This is a genomic window from Phormidium sp. FACHB-592 (assembly GCF_014695795.1).
Lineage (GTDB): Bacteria > Cyanobacteriota > Cyanobacteriia > Leptolyngbyales > Leptolyngbyaceae > Stenomitos.
Map to the genome: position 1 here is coordinate 1 of NZ_JACJOZ010000069.1, position 21,349 is coordinate 21,349.

Consider the following 21,349-nt stretch of genomic DNA (forward strand, 5'->3'; position numbering starts at 1 on the left):
CGTCAGCAAAACACGTTCAACACGATCGATGACTTGGGCTTTTCTCAAGAGACGCTGCCTATCTACAAAAGCTGGTTAGAACAGCCGCAGGGCATGGTGATCTTTACGGGACCGACTGGTTCTGGCAAAACCAGCACCCTCTACACCAGCTTGTTAGCCATCTCGACTGAATCCGTCAACATTGTTACGGTCGAAGATCCGGTGGAGTATGTTCTTTCAGGTATTACTCAAACCCAGGTCAATGAGGCAGCAGGCATGACCTTTGCCAGTGGGTTACGGGCGATTCTTCGTCAAGACCCCGACATTGTGATGCTAGGCGAAATCCGGGATAGCGAAACTGCCGAAACGGGCATTCGTGCCGCCTTAACCGGTCATCTAGTTTTGACCACCTTACATACTAACGATGCCGTTGGAGCGATTCCCCGTCTTAAAGATATTGGACCTGATCCGGGGCTCATCAGCGATGCACTCTTAGGGGTCGTGGCTCAACGCTTAGTGCGGCGGGTGTGTCCTCATTGTGCTGAGGCTCATGTGCCAACGGATGCCGAGCTAAACGTTCTGGGTTTAAAGCGCGAGGAAGCTAGTACACACGCTTGGCGACGTGGCAGGGGTTGTTCTCATTGCTTTAACTCTGGTTACTTAGGGCGAGAAGCGGTGATTGAGCTACTCCATGTTGATGACACTGTGCGCCAAATCATTTACGAAGGTTCGCTGACGCAGCTTAACCGTTATCTTAGCAAGAGCCGCTTTGCTTCCTTTCGGGTGGCGGCGACCGAAAAAGTGACCACTGGCGTCACCACTGTCGAAGAGGTTAAACGGGTACTGCCCCACAGTGCTTTAAGCCGTAAGACTGCCTTAGAGCGATAGGCACTCTGATCTGCTTGACTTGCTTGGCTACAGACAAGAGACGAGAGAGCAAGGGGGGTAAGTAGCATCGGGTGCTGCTGGTGAATGTATGACAACGTTCCTTGCAAGCACACTGTAAGGCTAATTTGGCAACAAAAGAGCAAGTGCGTTAGCGACAAGCACTCAAAGTTGCTCTACAAAAGCTTGCTAAACCTATTGCTCTACAAAAACTAAATAAATGGTCATAAGTAAACAGGGCTTTTCGTAGGATGGGTAAAGCCGTTCCGGCATTCTAGAAAAGCAATCGCGTCACCCATGCTGCTCAAGGATTTGATGCGTTACGGCTACGCCTAACACATCCTACGTTTAATTAGGGCGACCTATTTAGTCAAAGCCTCTGCACACAGGGCCACTCCAGCAGCGCGTCCTCATCCCGATCGCCATAGCAGTCGAAGAGAATGTTAGGACAGACATCAACCTTGCAACTTCCTTTGAGCAAGAACTTCTCTTCATCCTTTATCCTCTATCCTTTTGCTATAGAGCTTCTCTCGGATGATGGATTGACCTTGCCTCCGAACTCACTAAGACTTATAAAGTAATGAACTTTATAAATCGTGAGTGCTGTGGCGTTTCATCAGGACTATTTAGGGGTGGAACAGCCAGCCATTGGTCAGCTTATTCGAGCACTGCGGCAAACCTTGCCGCTAACCCAAGAGAAGTTTGTCGCGCTACTGGGAGTTAGCTTTCCCACTATCAATCGTTGGGAAAACGGTCATGCTACTCCTTCTCTATTAGCCTCGAGACAAATTGAGATCTTGCTTAACCAGTTGGCTGCGTCACCTGAGGCGACTTTACGGGAACGTAGTCAGGCAAGCCGAGGCAAATACTGTTTCTCAAGGACGCTCAAAGCATGAGTGTAGAGGAACATATGGAACTGCCTGAAGATTGCTTTGTCGGTGGTGGTAAGTTAGGTGCATTTCTACGATCGCACGATTGGTCACAAACACCGTTAGGTGCTGTCGAAACGTGGACAGAGGGCTTAAAAGCGGGTGTGCAGATACTGTTGACAGAGCTTGATCAAGCCCAGCAGCCAGAGAAAACACAATTAAAAACCGAGCCCCAGCTACCCTGCAACAGTAACCCAGCAGCACCCGTTGAACCTACCCGTGCGGTAGTCGAGTGGCGCGAATCGGAAGCAAAATACTGCATGGTGTTGGAGTCCCTTGATGAAGGGTTCTGCCTCTGCGAACTGCTGTTTGATGAGCACGGTGAACCGACTGATTATCGCTTTCTCAAAGTGAATGCGGCGTTTGAACGGTTAACAGGACTGGAGCAAGTGATCGGTAAAACGATACGGGAGTTGGTGCCCGATCACGAAGCCTACTGGTTTGAGATCTATGGCAGAGTTGTGCGAACCAGGGAACCCGCTCGCTTTGAGCAGCAAGCGATCACTAGCAACCGCTGGTTTAATGTCCACGCCTTTTGCCTTGGTGAGCCGCAAAGTCATCAGTTTGCCGCTTTGTTTACCAACATTACTGAGGCGAAGCACATTGAAGCCGAACGCCAAAAAGTGGAGCAGGAACGCGATCGCTTTCTTGCCGTTGGGTCAGATTTGCAAATAATCATGAGCAGCCACGGGTATTTCCACTGGGTCAGCCCAGCTTTTGAGCATATTCTCGGCTGGACACCTGAGGAAATGACATCCCGCCCCTGGACTGATTTTCTTCATCCAGACGACATTCTTGTCTCTGTTGCGGAAAGCGTCAACGTGCTGTCTGGCTCCGAAACGTTTGCCTTTGAAAACCGCTATCGACACAAAGACGGCTCCTACCGCTGGTTGCTCTGGAGAGCGCAGCCACACCTAGAAGCACAAGTGCTTTACGCAACGGCAGTAGATATCCACGATCGCAAACAGGCAGAAGAAGCGTTGCGGGAAAGTGAAATCCGACTACGGTTCATGTTGGATGCCTCCCAAATTGGCGAGTGGGATCTCGACCTGACAACGGAACCTTACACAGCGCACCGCTCGCTGGGACACGATCAAATCTTTGGTTATGCATCGCTGCTGCCGGAATGGAGCTACGAAATCTTTTTAGCCCATGTGCATCCGGACGATCGCGCTAGTGTGAATGAAAAGTTTCAAGAAACCCTCTCCGCTAGTACCAATTGGAACTTTGAATGTCGAATCCTTCACCCGAATCAGAGTATCCATTGGATTTGGGTTCGCAGCAGTATTTACTGTGACTCTGACGGCACGCCCAATCGATTATTGGGCATGGTCGTCGATATTACTGATCGCAAGCAGGCAGAAGCCACTATTTTGCAACGGGAAGCGGAGTTTCGCCAACTCGCAGATGCGATGCCACAACAGGTTTGGATCACCGATGCTCAAGGCAACACGCAATATGTGAACCAGCAATGGACAACTTACACCGGGCTAACCCTAGAGCAGACTCAAGACATTCACTATGCCACTCAAGTGATTCATCCCGATGACTTTGAGGGCACGAGTGCTCTGTGGCAGACAGCGCTGGCAACAGGGACACTCTACCAAGCGGAATTTCGCTTGAAACACAGAACGGCTCAGACCTATCGTTGGTTTCTGTCACGAGCGATCGCTATTCAGAACGAACAAGGACAAATCGTGCAGTGGTTTGGCACGAGCACAGACATTGAAGAGTTTAGACGCGCCCAGGCTGAACGAGAACAGCTCTTACAACAAGAGCAAATTGCACGCGAAGCCGCCGAAAATGCCAATCGGATCAAAGATGAATTTCTGGCGGTGCTGTCCCACGAGTTGAGATCGCCCCTCAACCCTATCTTGGGCTGGGCGCGGTTGTTACGCACTGGCAACCTCGATCCGGCTCGTCAAAGGGATGCCTTAGCCACGATCGAACGCAATGCCAAACTGCAATCACAACTGATTGAAGATTTGCTCGACATTTCCCGCATTATGCAGGGCAAAATGACCTTGACAGCAACTCCAGTTAGTTTGGCATTGATCATTTCTGCGGCAGCCGAAACCGTGCGCTTGGCGGCAGATGCTAAGCAGGTTGCGATCGTACTTGACCTCGATGCAGCCGTCTCTTTTGTCTCTGGTGATGCGAGTCGCTTGCAGCAAGTGGTCTGGAACCTGCTGACCAATGCTGTCAAATTCACGCCCAATGGCGGACAAGTGACAGTTGAACTGCGGCAAGTGGAGCAATTAGCTCAGATTCGAGTAATCGATACAGGCATTGGCATCAAGGCTCCCTTCCTTCCCTATGTGTTTGAGTATTTTCGGCAGGAAGATGGTTCCACCACTCGCAGCTTTGGAGGTTTGGGTCTGGGGTTGGCGATCGTGCGGCAAATTGTAACGCTACATGGCGGCACCGTTACAGCAGAGAGTCCGGGTGAGCAGCAAGGTGCCATCTTTACTGTACAGCTACCAACTCTGCCACAGACAACACCGCTTATGGCTGCGGTCACCAACCTTCAATCAGCCTCGGCACGACTCTTAGACAACGTTCACATTTTGCTGGTGGATGATGATACAGACACCCGTAAATTTGAAGCTTTTCTGCTGGAACAACAGGGGGCAACAGTCACAGCGGTTGACTCTGGTTTCGCTGCTTTGCAAGCATTGGAGCACTTTACACCGGCTGTAGTTATCAGCGATGTGGGTATGCCAGACATGGATGGCTACCAATTGATGCAGCGGCTTCGCTTACGTCCACCTACTCAGGGCGGTACAGTACCCGCGATCGCTCTTACTGCCTATGCTACCGATGTTGACCAAAAACGAGCTATGCAAGCTGGCTTTCAAAGACACTTGACGAAGCCGCTAGACCCAGAACGCTTCGTAAGCACAATTATCAGCCTGCTTAAACCAAATCAGAGTGAGGATGCAGGCAGGTGAGCGGTAATGTTGGGTTTGAGGCGTAGTGGAACGTAAAGCTGGGTAGAAAGGTCAGACCCATGGCTTAAGCCTGAAACATGGGCAACAGCCAGAGCAGCGAGCGCACACGGAAAGGGACTGCCGAAGCTTCAGAAGGACATGAAGGTTGTCCCACTCGACGCGCTGGCTTGCCTGCTAAATAGTCATCGTACGCCTTCAAGAGCATCTCAGCCCGTTCTCGGTTTGTAGTGGTCACTGTACTGCTCCCTTAATATCTTGCTTTGAAAATATGATCACATTTTCCTTCTTAGCCTTACGTCGTCCTATCGGTTGATTGCCTCATAGCCCTCCCATTTAGATGGATAGTGATATGGGTTTGAAATCCTGCTTGCAGCGCCTTCAGACGATCGCCTACGGGGGCATAATACCAAATCCAAAAGACGTTACAGACCAATCGATCCACCCTCAATTCCTCTTCCAAGGAGAGAGGGACTTTGCCTTTAGCACCCTTCTCCTCCAGGAGAGGGGCTGGGATGAGGGTAAAGGATCTGTACCCCTTACAATTTGATTTGGTATTACACCCACTGCTGTAGCCATCAAAGCTGATTGCTGACCGCTGGCAATGGTCAACAGTGCTATCGCTTATAGCGGCTTTAGCACCATAAGCACCACAATGGAGCGTCCCGCTACAGGTAACACTTGTTCACCTGTAAAGACTCGTTCATCCTGGATAAAGCGCGACTCTTTTGTATCAATTATCATCTTCCACTTTTGGTTGGCAAAGCCGTTGGGTAAAACAAACTCGATCGTTTCCCAATGTGCATTAAAGAACAGCAAAAAACTATCATCGCTAATCTTTTGACCTTGTGGACCCGGACTCGGAATCATATTGCCATTGAGAAAAAGTGCAATTGATTTCGTGTAGCCCACATCCCACTGCTCTGGCATCATCTCTGTACCATCGGGGTTATACCAACCAATATCAGGTACCCCACGAATAGCCTGCCCCTGAAACCACTTCCGCCGTCGAAAAACAGGATGCCGTCGCCGGAAATAGATGAGTTCACGGCAAAAATCTAGCAGCTCTGCATTTTCTTTTACTAGCTCCCAGTTAAACCAGGAAAGTTCACTATCCTGACAATAGCCATTGTTATTTCCTTGCTGAGTGCGTCCCATCTCATCACCGCCTAACAGCATCGGAATGCCCTGCGACAGCATCAGCGTTGTCAGAAAGTTACGCCGCTGGCGCTCTCGCAACTGCAAAACATCTGGATCATCAGTCTCACCCTCAACGCCACAATTCCACGAACGGTTATGACTTTCACCGTCGCGATTATCTTCACCATTCGCCTCATTGTGTTTCTCGTTGTAGCTCACGACATCATTTAGCGTGAAACCATCATGCGCCGTAATAAAGTTGATGCTGGCGTTCGGTCGCCGTCCGTTTTGCTGAAAGTACAAATCAGGGCTACCAGTGAGACGGTAAGCAAATTCGCCTAATGTTTCATCCTCCCCGCGCCAAAAGTCGCGCACTGTGTCACGATACTTCCCATTCCACTCCGACCACAGTACTGGAAAGTTGCCTACCTGATAGCCACCATCACCGACATCCCACGGTTCCGCAATCAACTTCACATCTGCTAGCACTGGATCTTGGTGAATGATATCAAAGAATGCCGCCAAGCTGTTAACTTCGTAAAGCTCACGTGCAAGAGCAGATGCTAGGTCAAAGCGGAAGCCATCCACATGCATCTCCGTGACCCAGTAACGCAAACTGTCAGTAATAAGCTTTAGCACTTGTGGATGACGCACATACAGAGAATTGCCACAGCCTGTAAAGTCCATGTAGTAGCGCTCATTACCTTCCATCAGTCGGTAATAGTTGCAGTTATCAATACCGCGTAAGGAAAGAGTCGGTCCCAGATGATTACCTTCACCAGTATGGTTATAAACAACATCCAGAATCACTTCGATGCCAGCCCGATGGAGTGCTTTTACCATCGCCTTGAACTCAACGACTTGTTGCCCTAAAGTACCGCTGGCGCTGTAGCCTGCATAAGGTGAAAAATAGTTGATTGAATCGTAGCCCCAGTAGTTTCTCAACCCTTTATCAGCAAGATGACCTGGGTTGGCAAGGAAATGATGGATGGGCATCAGTTCCACAGCGGTAATGCCAAGTCGCTGTAGGTGCTGAATGGCTGCTGTATGCCCTAGCCCAGCATAGGTGCCACGCCATGCCGCTGGAATCTCTGGATGGTTTTTGGTGAAGCCTTTAACGTGCGTCTCATAAATAATGGTTTCGTGCCAGGGAGTTCGCAGTAGCGTATCGCCTTCCCAATCAAACGTTTGATCCACCACAACCGATTTCGGCACAAAAGGAGCACTATCACTGTCCGAGAACGATAGATCTTCTGCCGGATCTTCCCAGTTGTAGCCTGAGAGCGCTGCATCAGGAAGCACATCCCCATCAATGGCTTTGCCATAAGGGTCAATCAAGAGCTTATTTGGGTTAAAACGAAACCCTTTCTCTGGTTCATAAGGTCCGTGAACCCGAAAGCCATAGCGCTGTCCTGGTCCAACGCCCGGTAGATAGCCGTGCCAAACAAAGTTACTCACTTCTGTGAAGGCGATCCGTGTTTCTCGATCGTCACGATCGAACAAACAGAGTTCTACACCCGTAGCGTACTCCGAAAAAAGCGCGAAGTTAGTGCCTTTGCCGTTCCAATATGCACCCAGAGGATAAACACTGCCAGGCCAAAGGGGAAGATACATGATAGTTATACCAGTAGAAAGGTGGAGCTTTAGTGGAGTTGATAGCACACTAAGTCGTTAAACAGACAGCGCTGCTCAACGGTAACGTGATGCGGTGGCGACTTCGGACGAAAATGGTAAGCCCAAAAGCTTTACATTAGACTTTAGCGAGCCTTATTTCTTTTGCCTATCTATCTCAAGCCAGAGCAAATTCATTTGCCGCCCTTGCTCCTCTTGCGTTTGGCTAAAACTCCAACAAGTGAAGTCTTAGAGCAAGCTTTAACCAAGATTATTAACAAATGCTTTCCCGCTATTAATCGCCTCGACTGGTTCGCTCACTGTCGCTAATTCATCTAAGAACTGCTGTAAATCATACAATGAGCCTACTTCTTAAATGTTAAGAAGTGAAGTAATATTGCTGCCGCACTGATTCAAAAGCGCGTCATCTATCGTAGGTATAAGGATAAGCGTATACTAATAAATTGGTTAAGCTCAAAAGCCTATCAGATTACCGTCTCTGTAATGAGCGTGATGAACGTCGACCATTTACTTAGATACAAGCATAAGTAAGTAGGTGCATATAATTGATTTGTAGATATTGATAGCGCGAACATCTCACTGTTAAGGCAAGTAATTTACGCTGCATCGATAATCTGATCTGGGCTACCTACCTGATCCTCTTTCTTAAAGAATGGTCCTATTCCTAAAGTTTTTACACAATAAAGCTCCCGAAACCAGACTTTTTCTATCTAAGCGTACTACCTAGGCAAAAAAATAATGAGTACTACGATCGCGGGCTATAAATTGCTCGATGTCCTTCATGAAGGAGCCACCACTTGCGTTTATCGGGCAAAGACAGTGTCTGAAAGCGAGTTAGGAGAAACGTCTGTCATTATAAAAACGCTGAAAGCCGAGTATCCAACAATTGAGCAACTGAATCGCTTAAGACGCGAGTACCAAATTCTACAAGACCTAGAAATCGAAGAAGTTGTCAAGCCTTTAGCGTTAGAAAGTGATGGTAACGGGCTAGCTCTGATCTTGTCTGATTTTGATGGGGAATCGTTGGCAAAAGTGATTGCAGAAAAACGGTTTACCTTAAACAATTTTTTACAAATTGCAATTCGTCTAGCCTCAATTTTGGCGCAGCTTCATCAGCAAACTATTATTCACAAAGATATTAAATCTCATAACATCCTTATTAACGAAAAAACGGGTGAAGTCAGACTGATTGATTTTGGTATTTCTACACGTCTGTCGAGAGAAAACTCAACGATTAGTCATGTCAATGCCCTTGAGGGAACGCTTTCCTATATGTCTCCCGAGCAGACTGGGAGAATGAACCGCTCGATCGACTACCGCACAGATTTTTATTCTCTGGGTGTTACGTTTTACGAGATGTTAACTGGGCAGCTGCCATTTGCCGCTGCTGATGTCTTAGAGATTATTCACTGCCACATTGCTAAAGCACCAATTCCGCCCCACCTTGTCCATGCGGATATTCCAGAGCCTGTATCTAACATTGTCCTGAAGCTACTGGCTAAGACGGCGGAAGACCGCTATCAAAGTGCCCTAGGGCTGAAGGCTGACTTAGAGATTTGTCTAGAGATGCTGCAAACCTCGGGTGCGGTTTCTCATTTTGAGGTGGGAGAGTTCGATTTATTTAGCCAGTTTTCGATTCCAGAGAAGTTATATGGGCGCGATCACGAAGTTGGGTTGTTGATGGAAACCTTCGATCGCGTCAGTGCTGGCACTACGGAAGTCATGTTGGTGAAGGGCTACTCTGGTATTGGTAAATCGTCGCTAGTCCATGAAATCCACAAACCCATTGTTGGAGCAAGAGGCTACTTCATCTCTGGTAAATTTGACCAATTTCAACGAAATGTTCCTTACTCTGCCATGATTATGGCTTTTCAATCATTAGTGAAACAGCTCTTGACTGAAAGCGAAATTCAACTGACGCAATGGCGCACCGATCTTTTGACTGCTCTTGGTAGCAATGCTCAAGTCATTATTGATGTGGTTGCAGAAGTAGAACTAATCGTTGGTAAACAACCTGCCCCTTTAAACTTGGCACCCACTGAAGCACAAAATCGATTTAACCTCATTTTCCAAAATTTTATTCGTGTCTTCTGCTCACCAGAGCATCCTTTAGTCTTGTTTCTCGACGATTTGCAATGGGCTGATTCCGCTACGCTGAGGTTGCTGGAGGTGATCCTGACCAATACAGAAGCGGGCTATTTGTTTTTGATTGGAGCCTATCGAGATAATGAAGTTAGCCTGAGTCATCCTTTGATCATGGCATTAAACGCTCTTCGGTCTAAAGCCGTTGTCATGCATGAAATTACCTTGGCTCCCTTGGCGATTGTGGATATTAGCAATCTCGTTGCTAATACGCTTCACACTGATGCAATGGCTGCCCAGCCCTTAGCCGAATTAGTTAACCGCAAAACATCAGGCAATCCCTTTTTTGTAAATCAATTTCTCAGAACGCTGTATCAGGAAAACTTGTTGACTTTTAAGCCTCTACCAAATCAAGTGAAGGCTTGCTGGCAATGGTCTATGGACCAAATTGAAGCGCTTGATATTACAGATAATGTTGTTGAACTGATGATTCAGAAGTTACGAAAAGTACCTGAATCAACTCAGCGTCTCTTACAGTTAGCAGCGTGTGTGGGAAATATCTTTGACTTGCAGACGCTTTCAATCATTTATAAGCGATCGCCAACCGAGACATATCAAGATCTTTGGTCAGCAATTGAAGAAGATTTAATCTTTCCAACCTCTGAGTTAACACTTGCACCAGCAGTTTTGACCGATCCGCATTTAGTAGACTTGGAATTGAGGTTTCTCCACGATCGTGTGCAACAGGCAGCATACGCATTAATTGATGACAGTTCTAAGCAGGCTACTCATTTACAAGTAGGTCGATTGCTGTGGCAAAACACATCACCAGAGACGTTATCAGAAAAGTTATTTGAGATCGTTGATCACCTCAATTTAGGAATCAGGCGAATTACAGACAAAGCAGAACGAACGGCGATCGCTCAACTAAACTTAATGGCTGGGCAGAAAGCAAAAGCTGCCATAGCTTATGCTGTGGCAACAGCATATCTGCGGGTAGGGATAGGATTGTTAGCAGACGATAGCTGGACTGATCGGTACGACTTGGCATTGGCACTTCATACTGAAGCCACTGAGTCAGCCTATTTGAGCGGTGATTTTGAAGCGATTCCAAAATTCGTTGATGTCGTACAACAGTGCGCTAAAAACCTATTAGACAAAGTAAAAGTACACGAAATTCAGATTCAAGCGTGTGTATTGCAGAACAAACTGCTAGAAGCCGTTAACATAGCACAACAAACCTTAAAATTGTTAGGGGTAGATTTTCCCGAAAATCCTGCACTTTTTGATGTAGAGCAAGCACTCTCTGAAACAGCGGCAATAGTCCATAGCAAGCGAATTGAGGCTTTAATTGATCTGCCTCAAATGAGTGATCCCTACCAGCTAGCTACTATCAAACTCCTAGCCAGGATCTTTGCTCCCGCCTATATTGCGGCTCCTGCACTGTTGCCATTGACGGTATGCAAACAAGTTAATTTATCAGTCCAATATGGAAATGCTTCTGTTTCCCCGATCGCTTATGCCAACTATGGTCTTTTGCTTTGTGGAGTGGTAGGAGACATTGATTCAGGCTATCAATTTGGTCAATTAGCATTGAATCTGCTGTCAACATTAAATGTTCAGGATATTAAAACCAAAACAATTGTTATAGTCAACATCTTTATCCGACCCTGGAAAGAGCATCTGAGACAAACTCTAGCGTCTTTGATGTCAGCCTACTCTAGCGGTATGGAAACGGGAGATTTAGAGTTTGGTGCGTTTGGTCTGTTGGTGTACTCCTACTTCGCTTACTACAGCGGTAAAGAACTGACAGGTCTAGAAAAGGAGATGGCAATTAATAGAGATGCTATTGATAAAATTAACCAAAAAACAGCACTGAATTATCACGAAATTTATTGGCAAGCTACTTTGAATTTGCTTGGAAAAAGTGAAAATCCTTGCCGTCTTCAAGGTGAAGCCTGCGATGAGCAGATAAGACTGCCAATTCATGAGCAAGCAGCCGATAAAGCAGCAATCGCCTACATCTACTTAAATAAACTTTTACTGTGTTATTGGTTTGAAAGTTACTCAGAGGCGATTGAAAATGCTGCGATAACAGAGAATTATTTAGATGCCGTTGTTGCCACACCGCATGTTCCGCTCTTCCATTTCTACGATTCTCTAACTAAGCTAGCGGTATATTTTAATATGCCAGAGACAGAGCAAAAAAACTTTCTTGATAGAGTAAACGCAAATCAAGAAAAGATGCAGAAATGGGCGCGCCATGCCCCAATGAATTATTTGCATAAACTTTACCTTGTAGAAGCAGAACGCCATCGCGTACTCGACGAAAAAGTTAAAGCTGCGGAACTGTATGATGAAGCCATTGCTTTAGCTAAAGAAAACGAATATTTGAATGAAGAAGCACTTGCTTATGAGCTTGCTGCTAAATTTTATCTGAGATGGGGTAGAGACGCGATCGGTCAACTCTATCTACAGAAGGCATACCACGCATATCAGGTTTGGGGTGCCCAAGCTAAAGTTGAGCATTTAGAAGAAAAATATCCTCAACTTCTAGCTAGAACTTCAGTTAAGAGCGGCACAGCAACAACAAGTCCTCAAAGAACGACTACTCACCCTGAAACGGATCACAACCTGGATTTAGCCACTGTGATGAAGGCAGCTCAAGCTCTTTCAGGTGAAATTGTTTTAGACAAGTTGCTGACAACCTTAATGCAGATTTTGCTTGAGAATGCAGGTGCAGAAACAGGGGTCTTAATTCTAGAAAAGGTTGGAAAACTCCTGATCGAAGCAACCGGACGTGTTGATCAAGGTGATATAACCGTTCAACAATCGCTTGCTTCAGAAATGGGTCAGCTACCGCTTTCAATCATCAACTATGTACGACAGACTCAAGAGAATGTGGTTCTGAACGACGCGACCTGTGAGGGGATTTTTACAACAGATGGCTATATTCTTAATCATCAGCCAAAGTCTGTTTTGTGTACGCCGATCGTTCATCAAGGCAAACTCATTGGCATTCTTTATCTAGAAAACAATTTGACGGCCGGTGCTTTCACGTCAGAGCGCGTCGAAATTTTACAGCTTTTATCATCACAAGCTGCTATCTCCATTGAGAATGCTCGTTTGTACACTGACTTGGAAGATGCCAATACTAATTTGAAACGATCGCATGAACAGTTAGAGGATTATAGTAAAACCCTGGAAGCGAAAGTAGAAGAACGGACAATACAACTACAGCAAGAGGTGCGCGATCGCCAGCGGGCTGAAGAAATCGCTCAAGCTGCAAATCGAGCTAAGAGCGAATTTTTGGCAAACATGAGCCATGAACTTCGTACCCCGCTCAATGGCATTTTAGGATATACCCAAATTTGTCGAAAAGACCGAGCGTTGTCTGAACAGCAAAAGAATCGTATTGCGATCATTCATCAGTGCGGAGAACATCTGCTAACGCTGATTAATGATGTTTTAGATCTGGCTAAAGTTGAAGCTCGGAAGATGGAATTGTATCCGAGAGAGGTTCATTTGGATGAATTCTTACAAAGCATTATAGAAATCTGCAAAATCAAAGCTGAACAAAAGGGCATTCCATTAATTTATCAAACGCTATCGCCTTTGCCCAAAGTGATTCAAGCTGATGACCAACGCTTACGTCAGGTCTTGCTGAACCTGCTTGGCAATGCCATCAAGTTCACCGAAAAGGGAGCGATCGTCTTTAAGGTGGGCTATCACGAACAAAAGCTTCGCTTTGAAGTTGAAGACTCAGGCGTTGGTGTTGCTTCTGACCAACTTGATGAAATTTTTCAGCCGTTTCACCAGGTTGGCGAAAATAACCGTAAGACGGAAGGCACAGGCTTAGGATTAGCTATCAGTCGTCAACTGCTTGAGATGATGGGAGGACGGCTTCAGGTCAAGAGTGTCCTGGGCACAGGGAGCACCTTCTGGTTTGATTTAGACCTACGCGTACTCCCTTCAACCGATGTTGCAAATGTCTTAAAACGTACAATTACTGGAATCAAAGGCGACAAGCGAAAAGTTCTCATCGTGGACGACAAACCAACTAATCGCTCTATCCTTGTCAATCTCTTAGAGCCGATCGGGTTTGACGTGCTAGACGCTGTAGATGGTGAAGACGGACTGAAGAAGGCACAAACATTTCAACCGGATGCCATCTTAATTGATTTAGTAATGCCAAACATAGATGGGTTTGAGGCAACTCGTCGGCTTAGAACAATGCCAGCCCTAAAAGATGTAGTCGTGATCGCAATCTCGGCTAGTGTCTTTGAATTCGATCAGCAACAGAGCCTTAAAGTGGGCTGCAACGATTTTCTACCGAAACCGATTCGGGAAGACGAGCTGCTTCAGAAGTTGCAAGACCATCTAAAACTAGAATGGGTTTACGAGTATGAGAGCGAATCTAGGGAACCCCAAAAAGCGGGAGCTAAAACGGAAAATGATTCAGTGAGTTTTTCCTCTGCTCCCTCTGAATTCGCTATTCCACCCGCAGAAGAGATTGCTATCTTTCTAGATTTAGCTATGCGAGGAGACTTACGAGCGATCGCCAAACGAGCAACCCAATTAGAGGCGTCGAACCAGCAGTGGAGCCCTTTTGCCAGCCACTTGCGGCAGCTTGCCAAAGAATTTAAGGGACGGCAAATTTTAGAGTTTTTGAAGCAAGTTTGAGAGGAGTCCATGCATACAGAGATTGCCGAAAAAGGTGTCATCTTGATCGTGGATGATACGCCCACAAACTTAAACGTGCTGCTTGATCTGCTAGAGACTGCTGAGTTCAAAGTGGTGATCGCTGAAGATGGAGAAAGAGCGATCGCTCTAGCAGAGTATGCTCCACCTGATCTAATTTTGCTAGACGTTCTCATGCCTGGAATCGATGGGTTTGAAACGTGCCGCCGCTTAAAAACAAACTCAGCTACACAAGAGATTCCAGTCATTTTTCTGACCGCCGTTAGCGATAACGTTGATAAGGTCAAAGGCTTGAATCTTGGAGCCGTTGATTACATCACTAAACCGCTGAATCATGAAGAGGTTTTAGCGCGAGTCAATACCCACTTTCGGCTGCAAACTCTGGCTAAGCGATTAACGGAACAGAATGAGCGACTAGAAAAGGAAATCCGGCAGCGTCAGCAGGTAGAAGCAGAACGCGAGCAAGCCTTTAGAGCACTACAGCGTAGTGAAGCTCGATTTAGACGTTTAATTGAATCCAATGTAATCGGCATTATCTTTAGCAAGATGGATGGCAGCATTACAGATGCTAATGATGCCTTTCTCCGAATTATTGGCTACGATCGCGCCGATATGGAAGCTGGGGCTATTAATTGGCAGGCAATGACGCCTCCAGAATATGCCCATTTGCATCAAGCAGCATTGGCAGAATTAAGCACTACTGGAGCGTTTACCGCCTTTGAGAAGGAATACGTTTGCAAAGATGGTCACCGCATTCCTGTCCTCATTGGCGGAGCGTTGCTTGATGAATCTCAGGCTATCGTTGCTTTTATTCTTGACCTAACTCAGCATAAGCAAGCAGAAGACAAAATTCGTGAACAAGCGGCTTTGCTCAACATCACAACAGATGCCATTCTAGTAAGAGATTTAGACAACAAAATTCAGTATTGGAACAAGGGCGCAGAGCACGTCTATGGGTGGAAGGCTGAAGAAGCGATCGACCAAAATGCGAATCAACTTCTGTATCGACCAGACTCGCTCAAGCAACTTGAAATTGCTCAAAGCAGTTTAATCGAGTCTGGTACATGGCAAGGTGAATTATATCAAATTAATAAACAGGGTAAGGAAACCATTGTTGCTAGCCGTTGGACCCTCATGCGTGATGCACAGGGGCAACCCAAATCTGTCTTAACGGTTAATACAGACATCACTGAAAAAAAACAGCTCGAAAGCCAATTTCTGCGGATGCAACGGCTCGAAAGTTTGGGTACCTTAGCAGGTGGCATTGCTCATGATCTCAACAATATTCTGACCCCTGTTCTCAGTACGGCTCAACTGTTACAACTTAAGTTTCCTGATGCCGGTGAGCAAAGTCAGCATTTGCTTAAAATTGTTGAAACAAACACCAGACGCGGGGCTGCTTTGGTTAAGCAAGTACTTCAATTCGCTCGTGGCGTAGAGGGTAAGCGGGCGATCGTGGACGTGAAACATCTGATCCATGAAGTTAAGCAGATTGCTGAGAAGACGTTTCCTAAATCTATTGAGCTGCTGACCAATGTAGAACCAGGGCTTTGGTTGGTTTCTGGAGATGCAACCCACCTGCATCAAGTGCTGATGAATCTGTTCGTTAATGCTCGTGATGCGATGCCGCATGGCGGTACACTCACCATCTCTGCCGAAAATCTATTCGTCGATGAGTACTATGCCCGTATGAATCTTGATGCATCCGTTGGTTCATATATTAGTATCACAGTTAAAGACACCGGCAATGGCATGCCAGCCGAAATTATGGATAGAATTTTTGAACCATTTTTTACAACGAAAGAGATTGGTAAAGGGACAGGGTTAGGCCTTTCTACCGTGAGGGGTATTGTTAAAAGTCACGACGGGTTCATTGATGTGTTTAGCAGAGTTGGTCAAGGAACTGAGTTTAAAGTATTTTTACCAGCCGTAGAAGCGACTGTTTCTCCACAAGTAGAACCTCCTAATCTGTTTGATGGAAATCAACAATGGATCCTTGTTGTCGATGATGAAATCGAAATTTTAGAAACAACAAAAGTTTCGCTAGAAGCCTACAACTACCACGTGCTGACAGCTAATGATGGCATTGAAGCGATTTCACTTTATGCTCGATACAAGCACAGAATTGCTGTTGCACTGGTGGATATGATGATGCCATCAATGGACGGCATAACAACAATTCAAACCCTGCAAAAAATCAACCCGCAGCTTAAAGCGATTGTAATCAGTGGCTTTGTACCTAATGATAAATTGAGAGGGGTAGGCGAAATCAAAAACTTTATCGCTAAGCCCTACACCATTCAACAACTGCTGCAAACAATACAGACCGTATTAGAACAGCCTTTTTAAGCAGAAATTTGAACGTTGATCAGCTTCATACCTACACCATCTCTCAGCTTCTTGAAGGTATGGGAGTCGGGCAATTGTCGATCGCCTGGCAACGGCACAGTCAGCTTATGCAAAACGAAGAAATAAGTGTCACAACTGAAGGAATAAATGCCACAATCGCTTTTGCCTTAAAGCTTTACAGAGTAAGGCTTGAGATTTTTTAGTCGCCAGCTTTTAGAAAAACGCAACTAAAAGATTCCATGTCATTTGTGGGGGTGCTGAAGGAGTAAACGTCTTCAATCTGTCCCAATAGAATAGGAGATGAGCAAACCGCCGTCGATCTAAGTTGATGGAGAGTGATGATCGCCTCCAAAGATCCATTCACTTCGTCATAAAGTAAATCCTTGCAGGCTGTGTGTTGGAGGTAAACCGAATGAGTTGGTAGTGTCGTACCCGAGGGCGATCGCTAAGATCAAGTTACGTGTCACTGTTCCGCACCATCCACTGAATTTCTAAGCGATGCCGCAACTCTGCGAACTTTGCCAGCGCGAGATGTCTGCTCTCACCGAACATCACCTGATTCCGCGTCAAAAGACGAAACGCAAGGGGCTTGCCCCCAGTCCCACGATTCAAATTTGCTCTGCCTGTCACCGACAAATTCACACGCTCTACGACAACTCCCATTTAGCACTACACCTGAATACTCTAGAAAAGCTAAAGCAAGACATACAGCTACAAAAATTTCTCGCCTGGGTTCACAAGCAAGACCCAAATAAACGAGTGAAAATAGATCGAAAGCGGTAGATTTTGCCTGAAGCCGTTACAATCGGTTCCAGATTGGCAATCTGTCGCGGGTGAACTGAAGTCGTGAAACTCACTGCTCCGGTTCCCCTCACGCTCAAGGAGAGCGGGTTGGATCGCATTGGTGGAGCGATCGCTAAGAAGAAATTGATTTTCACTTCTGACAACGGGTCGCCATTTCGGGATATTCAGTAGAGTGCCAAAGCTTTAAGACTGTTTTGCGTTACACCAGTAGATGGTGGTTGGACGTTAGCTGAAGCCTGTGAAATTAAACTATAAACGCTTGGGACTCCTGATATTCGCGATTCTGCTGGTTGTCTCGTCCTGGTTAGGAATCGCGACTGCCCAATCGGGACTGGCGGTGCGGTCGTTCCAAAAAGAGGGTATTCCTCTGCTCTACCTGACTCCTCAAGGGGCAAAGGCAGTCCCAGGAGTGTTGGTTGCACATGGGTTTGCAGGCTCCAAACAGTTGATGTTGGGCTATGCACACGTTCTGGCTCATGCAGGCTACGCAGTCATGCTCTGGGATTTTGACGGGCATGGCGCGAATAGAACTCGCTTACAGCGTTATGAGCTACAGCAGAATCTAGATGTTGCTTTGCAAGCTCTCCTAGAACAACCCCAGGTTGACCCAAATCGCTTGGCATTGCTGGGACACTCGATGGGCAGCGGGATTGTGATGACGGCTGGGATTCTTAACCCTAATCGCTTCGCCGCAACAGTTGCCGTTTCCCCAACCGGGGCGAACGTGACTCCCCAATCTCCCCGCAATTTGCAACTACAGGCAGGGAGTGGAGAGGGACGCTTTGTGAGCAATGCCGAACGCTTGCTGGCACAGGCGGGGGGTGAAAACACGAACCTGGCAACAGGGCAGGGGCGGTCATTGGTAGTCATTCCCGGTGTTGAACACATCACCATTTTGTTTAGTGATAGGAGTCATGAGGCAGCACTGCGCTGGCTGGATGCAACATTTGGCAAAACCAACGGTAGTCAGTACGTTGATCGCCGCATGGCTTGGTACAGCTTACATTTACTGGGCTGGCTAGTGGGGTTGGCAGCCATCGCACCGCTTCTAACCCAACCCCAAACGCTTGTCACAAAAATAGCTCCTGTCCGACGCTGGGCAGGCTTAATCGTTGCACCACTGGCGGCAACCGCAGGGTTAGTCCTTCTAAGCCAACGGTTTGAACTCCAGAATTTAGGTGGGGTTCAAGTGGGTGGAGCGGTTGGAGTCTGGTTTTTGCTTGCCGGGTTAACCTGGCTAGGAGTACTGGCACGTCTACCTCGTCCGACCCTTCGTGCTGTTGGGCTGGGAGTTTTGCTGTTTGCCATCCTCTGGGTTGCCTTTGGGGCAATGGCGCAGGTGGTTTGGCTTCAGTGGTGGCTCATTCCCATTCGGCTAAGAGTGTGGTTGCCAATCGCGATCGCCTGTTTTCCCTGGTTTCTGGCAGCGGGAATCGTGCAAGAGCATATTGGGGTCGGCAAACGTCTTCTCTGGTGGTTGGGACAGAGCGTCGTCCTGATTGGCGGCTTCGTGTTAACGCTCAAATTTCTACCGGAATTGGGCTTTATGTTTCTGCTCTTGCCGCTCTTTCCGCTACTGATGGGTATCTTGTCTCTGGTTGCTGGCTTGCTAAATCAAGCATGGGTCTACGCGATCGGCTCTGCTTTGTTCTTTGGTTGGTTATTGGCAGCAGGCTTTCCCCTCTCTGCTTGATCTGTGTGCGCTGGCAATTCGCCCTTGAGACTCAGCCCCTCTTGCAACGATTTGGTTACAGTCATGAAGCAGTCTCCATCGCGCAAGGCAGTCTCTATCTAACGTGATTGGATAAGGAAAGGGGAGGGAAGTACGCTGAAATTAACCAAAATACTTCGCCCCTTCGCCCTATGTTTAGCTTAGAAGCGTTGTTCTGCTCAATCGATGACTGCTGCTGACGCTTTGAACCGATCTGGCAACAGCAGTGACTCACCAGCGGTTTGTAGAAACAGGCTTGCAAATGCGCCATCATTGAATCGATCATTGACCAACTCAAGAACATCTCCCAGATCGAGCATTTGCGCCATCGTAGCCCCGTTCACTTCTGCGTCGATGTTCTGTACAGTTTGATTGCTTACTGTCGTCAGCCTAAGAAACCCACCCTTAACCTGGACGACGTTTTAGCCTAATGCCCTTAGCCAAAACTCAAAACTCACGTTAGTAAGCCCTTGACGCCTTGTAGTATGTTGTGGTATGAGGTGAGACGCTAAGCAGTTAAAGCAATGACTACTCGCGCCCTTCTAAGCACAAAGCTGCTCTCGAAGCCTTTAGGGGCTAGCAAGACTCATGCTGCGGGTAACGCTGCCCCCTTTTGAGAGGAGTGATCCAGCAGTTTCGTCTTTCGCCCTAAAACGCATTCACGTTGGTGTGCCGTAGGCGATCGTGATGTAACGGCTAGCATCTGAGTCTACCAGTCTCAGCGTATGGGTATCCTTTTTGGAGACGCTTACGCGAACGAGTCCCATCGATCGCTTGGGCGTGCCGCTAGGCAATCGCTCTTGTCTTCCCCTAGCGCTTACCCGGAGCCGTTCACTGGATGGCAGCAACAGGAATGGGAACCCATCCACTCATACAGAGTAAACCCGCAAGATCAACAAGGATACGAAACCATGCCTTACGAAACTTTGCCTTTAGACACTCGCGCCCCCGTCCTCTCTTGGGCAGGGCACGCGCTGGGACACGAAGAAGCGCGGATGGCACGCAATGTTGCCTCACTTCCGTTTGTGTTTAAGCACGTCTCCCTGATGCCCGATGTGCATCTTGGCAAAGGGGCGCTGGTCGGTTCCGTGGTGGCAACCAAGGACGCGATCGTGCCGGCTGCGGTCGGTGTGGATATCGGTTGTGGGATGGCAGCGGTCAAAACGCCTTACACTGCCGCGCAATTAGAAGGAAAGCTCAAGCAGATCCGCCTGGACATTGAGGCGGCAATTCCCACGGGCTTTAACGATAATAAGGAAATTGAAAAGACCGTCTCCAACTGGCAGGGCTGGCAGGATTTCAAGCATCTGCATCCTAAAGTGCAAGGACTGGAAGGAAAGGCAAGCAAACAGATGGGTTCACTTGGCGGCGGCAACCACTTTATTGAGGTTTGCCTCGACACCGAGGATCAGGTCTGGTTGATGCTGCACTCTGGTTCGCGGCACATTGGTAACGTCTTGGCGCAACGGCACATCGAAACTGCGAAGGAGTTGGCGAAGCTGGCGGGAGCTAAACTACCTGATCCTGACCTGGCTCACTTTGTGCAGGGCACACCAGAGTTTGCTGCCTATTGGCATGACCTGCAATGGGCACAGGGCTATGCCCTCTACAACCGAGTGGTGATGATGGCACGCTTCCAACGGATTGTTGAACGTCATCTGGCAGGCGGGAAGCCCATGAAAGCGTTGCTGACGGTGAACTGCCACCACAACTACGCGGAACAGGAAACCCACTACGGCGAGTCTGTGTATGTAACTCGCAAGGGTGCAGTGCGTGCTCGTGAAGCGGATTACGGCATCATCCCTGGTTCGATGGGTGCCCAGTCATTCATCGTCAAGGGCAAAGGCAACGCCCACAGCTATTGCTCGTGTGCGCATGGGGCGGGACGGCTAATGTCACGCAACAAGGCGAAACTCCACTTCAGCCTAGATGACTTGATTCAGCAAACAGCAGGGGTAGAGTGTCGTAAGGATGCTGGGGTCATTGATGAGATTCCGGGCGCTTACAAGCCGATCGCACAGGTTATGGCAAATCAGTCGGACTTGGTTGAGGTGGTTGCTACGCTCAAGCAAGTTGTCTGTGTCAAAGGTTAGCCTTAGCGGCGGCAATTAGCCTGCTGTTCAGGATTACAAGAGCGATCGTCATGGCGATCGCTCTTATAATCCTGTAACGCAGTAGGGAGAGTGCCT

The 21,349-nt window shown here is 47.6% G+C and carries 13 protein-coding genes; 9 read left to right on the forward strand and 4 right to left on the reverse strand.

Annotation, left to right across the window (positions count from 1 at the left end):
• The 3 genes from H6F86_RS17570 to H6F86_RS17580 form a co-directional block, all read left to right on the forward strand.
• The coding region (locus H6F86_RS17570; RefSeq protein ID WP_190450027.1) for a GspE/PulE family protein at positions 1 to 867 on the forward strand (867 nt) is incomplete at its 5' end.
• Between the two features lie 593 nt (positions 868 to 1,460).
• Entirely contained in the window at positions 1,461 to 1,760 is a 300-nt protein-coding gene (locus H6F86_RS17575; RefSeq protein ID WP_347240593.1) for a helix-turn-helix transcriptional regulator, read from the forward strand.
• Positions 1,757 to 4,744 (forward strand): PAS domain-containing protein, encoded by a 2,988-nt coding sequence (locus tag H6F86_RS17580; protein WP_190450028.1) that lies wholly within the window; start codon positions 1,757 to 1,759, stop codon positions 4,742 to 4,744. Before H6F86_RS17575 ends, H6F86_RS17580 begins: the two co-directional genes overlap by 4 nt.
• 64 nt (positions 4,745 to 4,808) lie before the next feature.
• On the opposite strand, the gene H6F86_RS17585 is transcribed toward H6F86_RS17580, so the two are convergent.
• Complete coding sequence (locus H6F86_RS17585) at positions 4,809 to 4,979, reverse strand: hypothetical protein (protein WP_190450029.1); 171 nt, start codon at positions 4,977 to 4,979, stop codon at positions 4,809 to 4,811.
• 386 nt (positions 4,980 to 5,365) lie between these two features.
• Positions 5,366 to 7,495: a glycogen debranching protein GlgX gene (gene glgX, locus H6F86_RS17590; protein WP_190450030.1), complete on the reverse strand. Its 2,130-nt coding sequence runs from the start codon at positions 7,493 to 7,495 to the stop codon at positions 5,366 to 5,368.
• Between the two features lie 756 nt (positions 7,496 to 8,251).
• Here glgX and H6F86_RS17595 point away from each other — a divergent pair.
• The 5 genes from H6F86_RS17595 to H6F86_RS17610 all read left to right on the forward strand — a co-directional run bounded on the left by H6F86_RS17595 (position 8,252) and on the right by H6F86_RS17610 (position 19,142).
• Entirely contained in the window at positions 8,252 to 14,278 is a 6,027-nt protein-coding gene (locus tag H6F86_RS17595; RefSeq protein WP_190450031.1) for a hybrid sensor histidine kinase/response regulator, read from the forward strand.
• A gap of 9 nt (positions 14,279 to 14,287) precedes the next feature.
• Positions 14,288 to 16,645 (forward strand): response regulator, encoded by a 2,358-nt coding sequence (locus H6F86_RS17600; RefSeq protein ID WP_190450032.1) that lies wholly within the window; start codon positions 14,288 to 14,290, stop codon positions 16,643 to 16,645.
• Between the two features lie 498 nt (positions 16,646 to 17,143).
• Positions 17,144 to 17,428, forward strand: coding sequence for an HNH endonuclease (locus tag H6F86_RS17605; protein WP_190450033.1), 285 nt, complete (start codon positions 17,144 to 17,146; stop codon positions 17,426 to 17,428).
• 63 nt (positions 17,429 to 17,491) lie between these two features.
• On the forward strand, positions 17,492 to 17,620 hold the full coding sequence (locus H6F86_RS32880; RefSeq protein WP_277881686.1) for a hypothetical protein: 129 nt from the start codon (positions 17,492 to 17,494) through the stop codon (positions 17,618 to 17,620).
• Positions 17,621 to 17,687: 67 nt separating this feature from the next.
• A complete protein-coding gene (locus H6F86_RS17610; RefSeq protein ID WP_347240597.1) occupies positions 17,688 to 19,142 on the forward strand; it encodes an alpha/beta fold hydrolase in 1,455 nt (484 codons plus the stop codon).
• 197 nt (positions 19,143 to 19,339) lie between these two features.
• On the opposite strand, the gene H6F86_RS17615 is transcribed toward H6F86_RS17610, so the two are convergent.
• Together H6F86_RS17615 and H6F86_RS17625 are read right to left on the reverse strand one after the other, a co-directional pair.
• Positions 19,340 to 19,489, reverse strand: coding sequence for a hypothetical protein (locus tag H6F86_RS17615; RefSeq protein ID WP_190450034.1), 150 nt, complete (start codon positions 19,487 to 19,489; stop codon positions 19,340 to 19,342).
• A gap of 330 nt (positions 19,490 to 19,819) precedes the next feature.
• Positions 19,820 to 20,029 (reverse strand): hypothetical protein, encoded by a 210-nt coding sequence (locus H6F86_RS17625; RefSeq protein ID WP_190450035.1) that lies wholly within the window; start codon positions 20,027 to 20,029, stop codon positions 19,820 to 19,822.
• Between the two features lie 42 nt (positions 20,030 to 20,071).
• On the opposite strand from H6F86_RS17625, the gene H6F86_RS17630 reads away from it, so the two are divergent.
• Positions 20,072 to 21,253: an RtcB family protein gene (locus H6F86_RS17630; RefSeq protein ID WP_190450036.1), complete on the forward strand. Its 1,182-nt coding sequence runs from the start codon at positions 20,072 to 20,074 to the stop codon at positions 21,251 to 21,253.
• Positions 21,254 to 21,349: the final 96 nt, after the last annotated feature.

Bases quoted from the DNA above. Each gene is read 5' to 3' on its own strand.
- H6F86_RS17600 (WP_190450032.1), top strand. From the start codon at position 14,288: ATGCATACAGAGATTGCCGAAAAAGGTGTCATCTTGATCGTGGATGAT.
- H6F86_RS17630 (WP_190450036.1), top strand. From the start codon at position 20,072: ATGCCTTACGAAACTTTGCCTTTAGACACTCGCGCCCCCGTCCTCTCT.
- glgX (WP_190450030.1), bottom strand. From the start codon at position 7,495: ATGTATCTTCCCCTTTGGCCTGGCAGTGTTTATCCTCTGGGTGCATAT.
- H6F86_RS17580 (WP_190450028.1), top strand. From the start codon at position 1,757: ATGAGTGTAGAGGAACATATGGAACTGCCTGAAGATTGCTTTGTCGGT.
- H6F86_RS17615 (WP_190450034.1), bottom strand. From the start codon at position 19,489: ATGGCGCAAATGCTCGATCTGGGAGATGTTCTTGAGTTGGTCAATGAT.
- H6F86_RS17605 (WP_190450033.1), top strand. From the start codon at position 17,144: ATGCCGCAACTCTGCGAACTTTGCCAGCGCGAGATGTCTGCTCTCACC.
- H6F86_RS17595 (WP_190450031.1), top strand. From the start codon at position 8,252: ATGAGTACTACGATCGCGGGCTATAAATTGCTCGATGTCCTTCATGAA.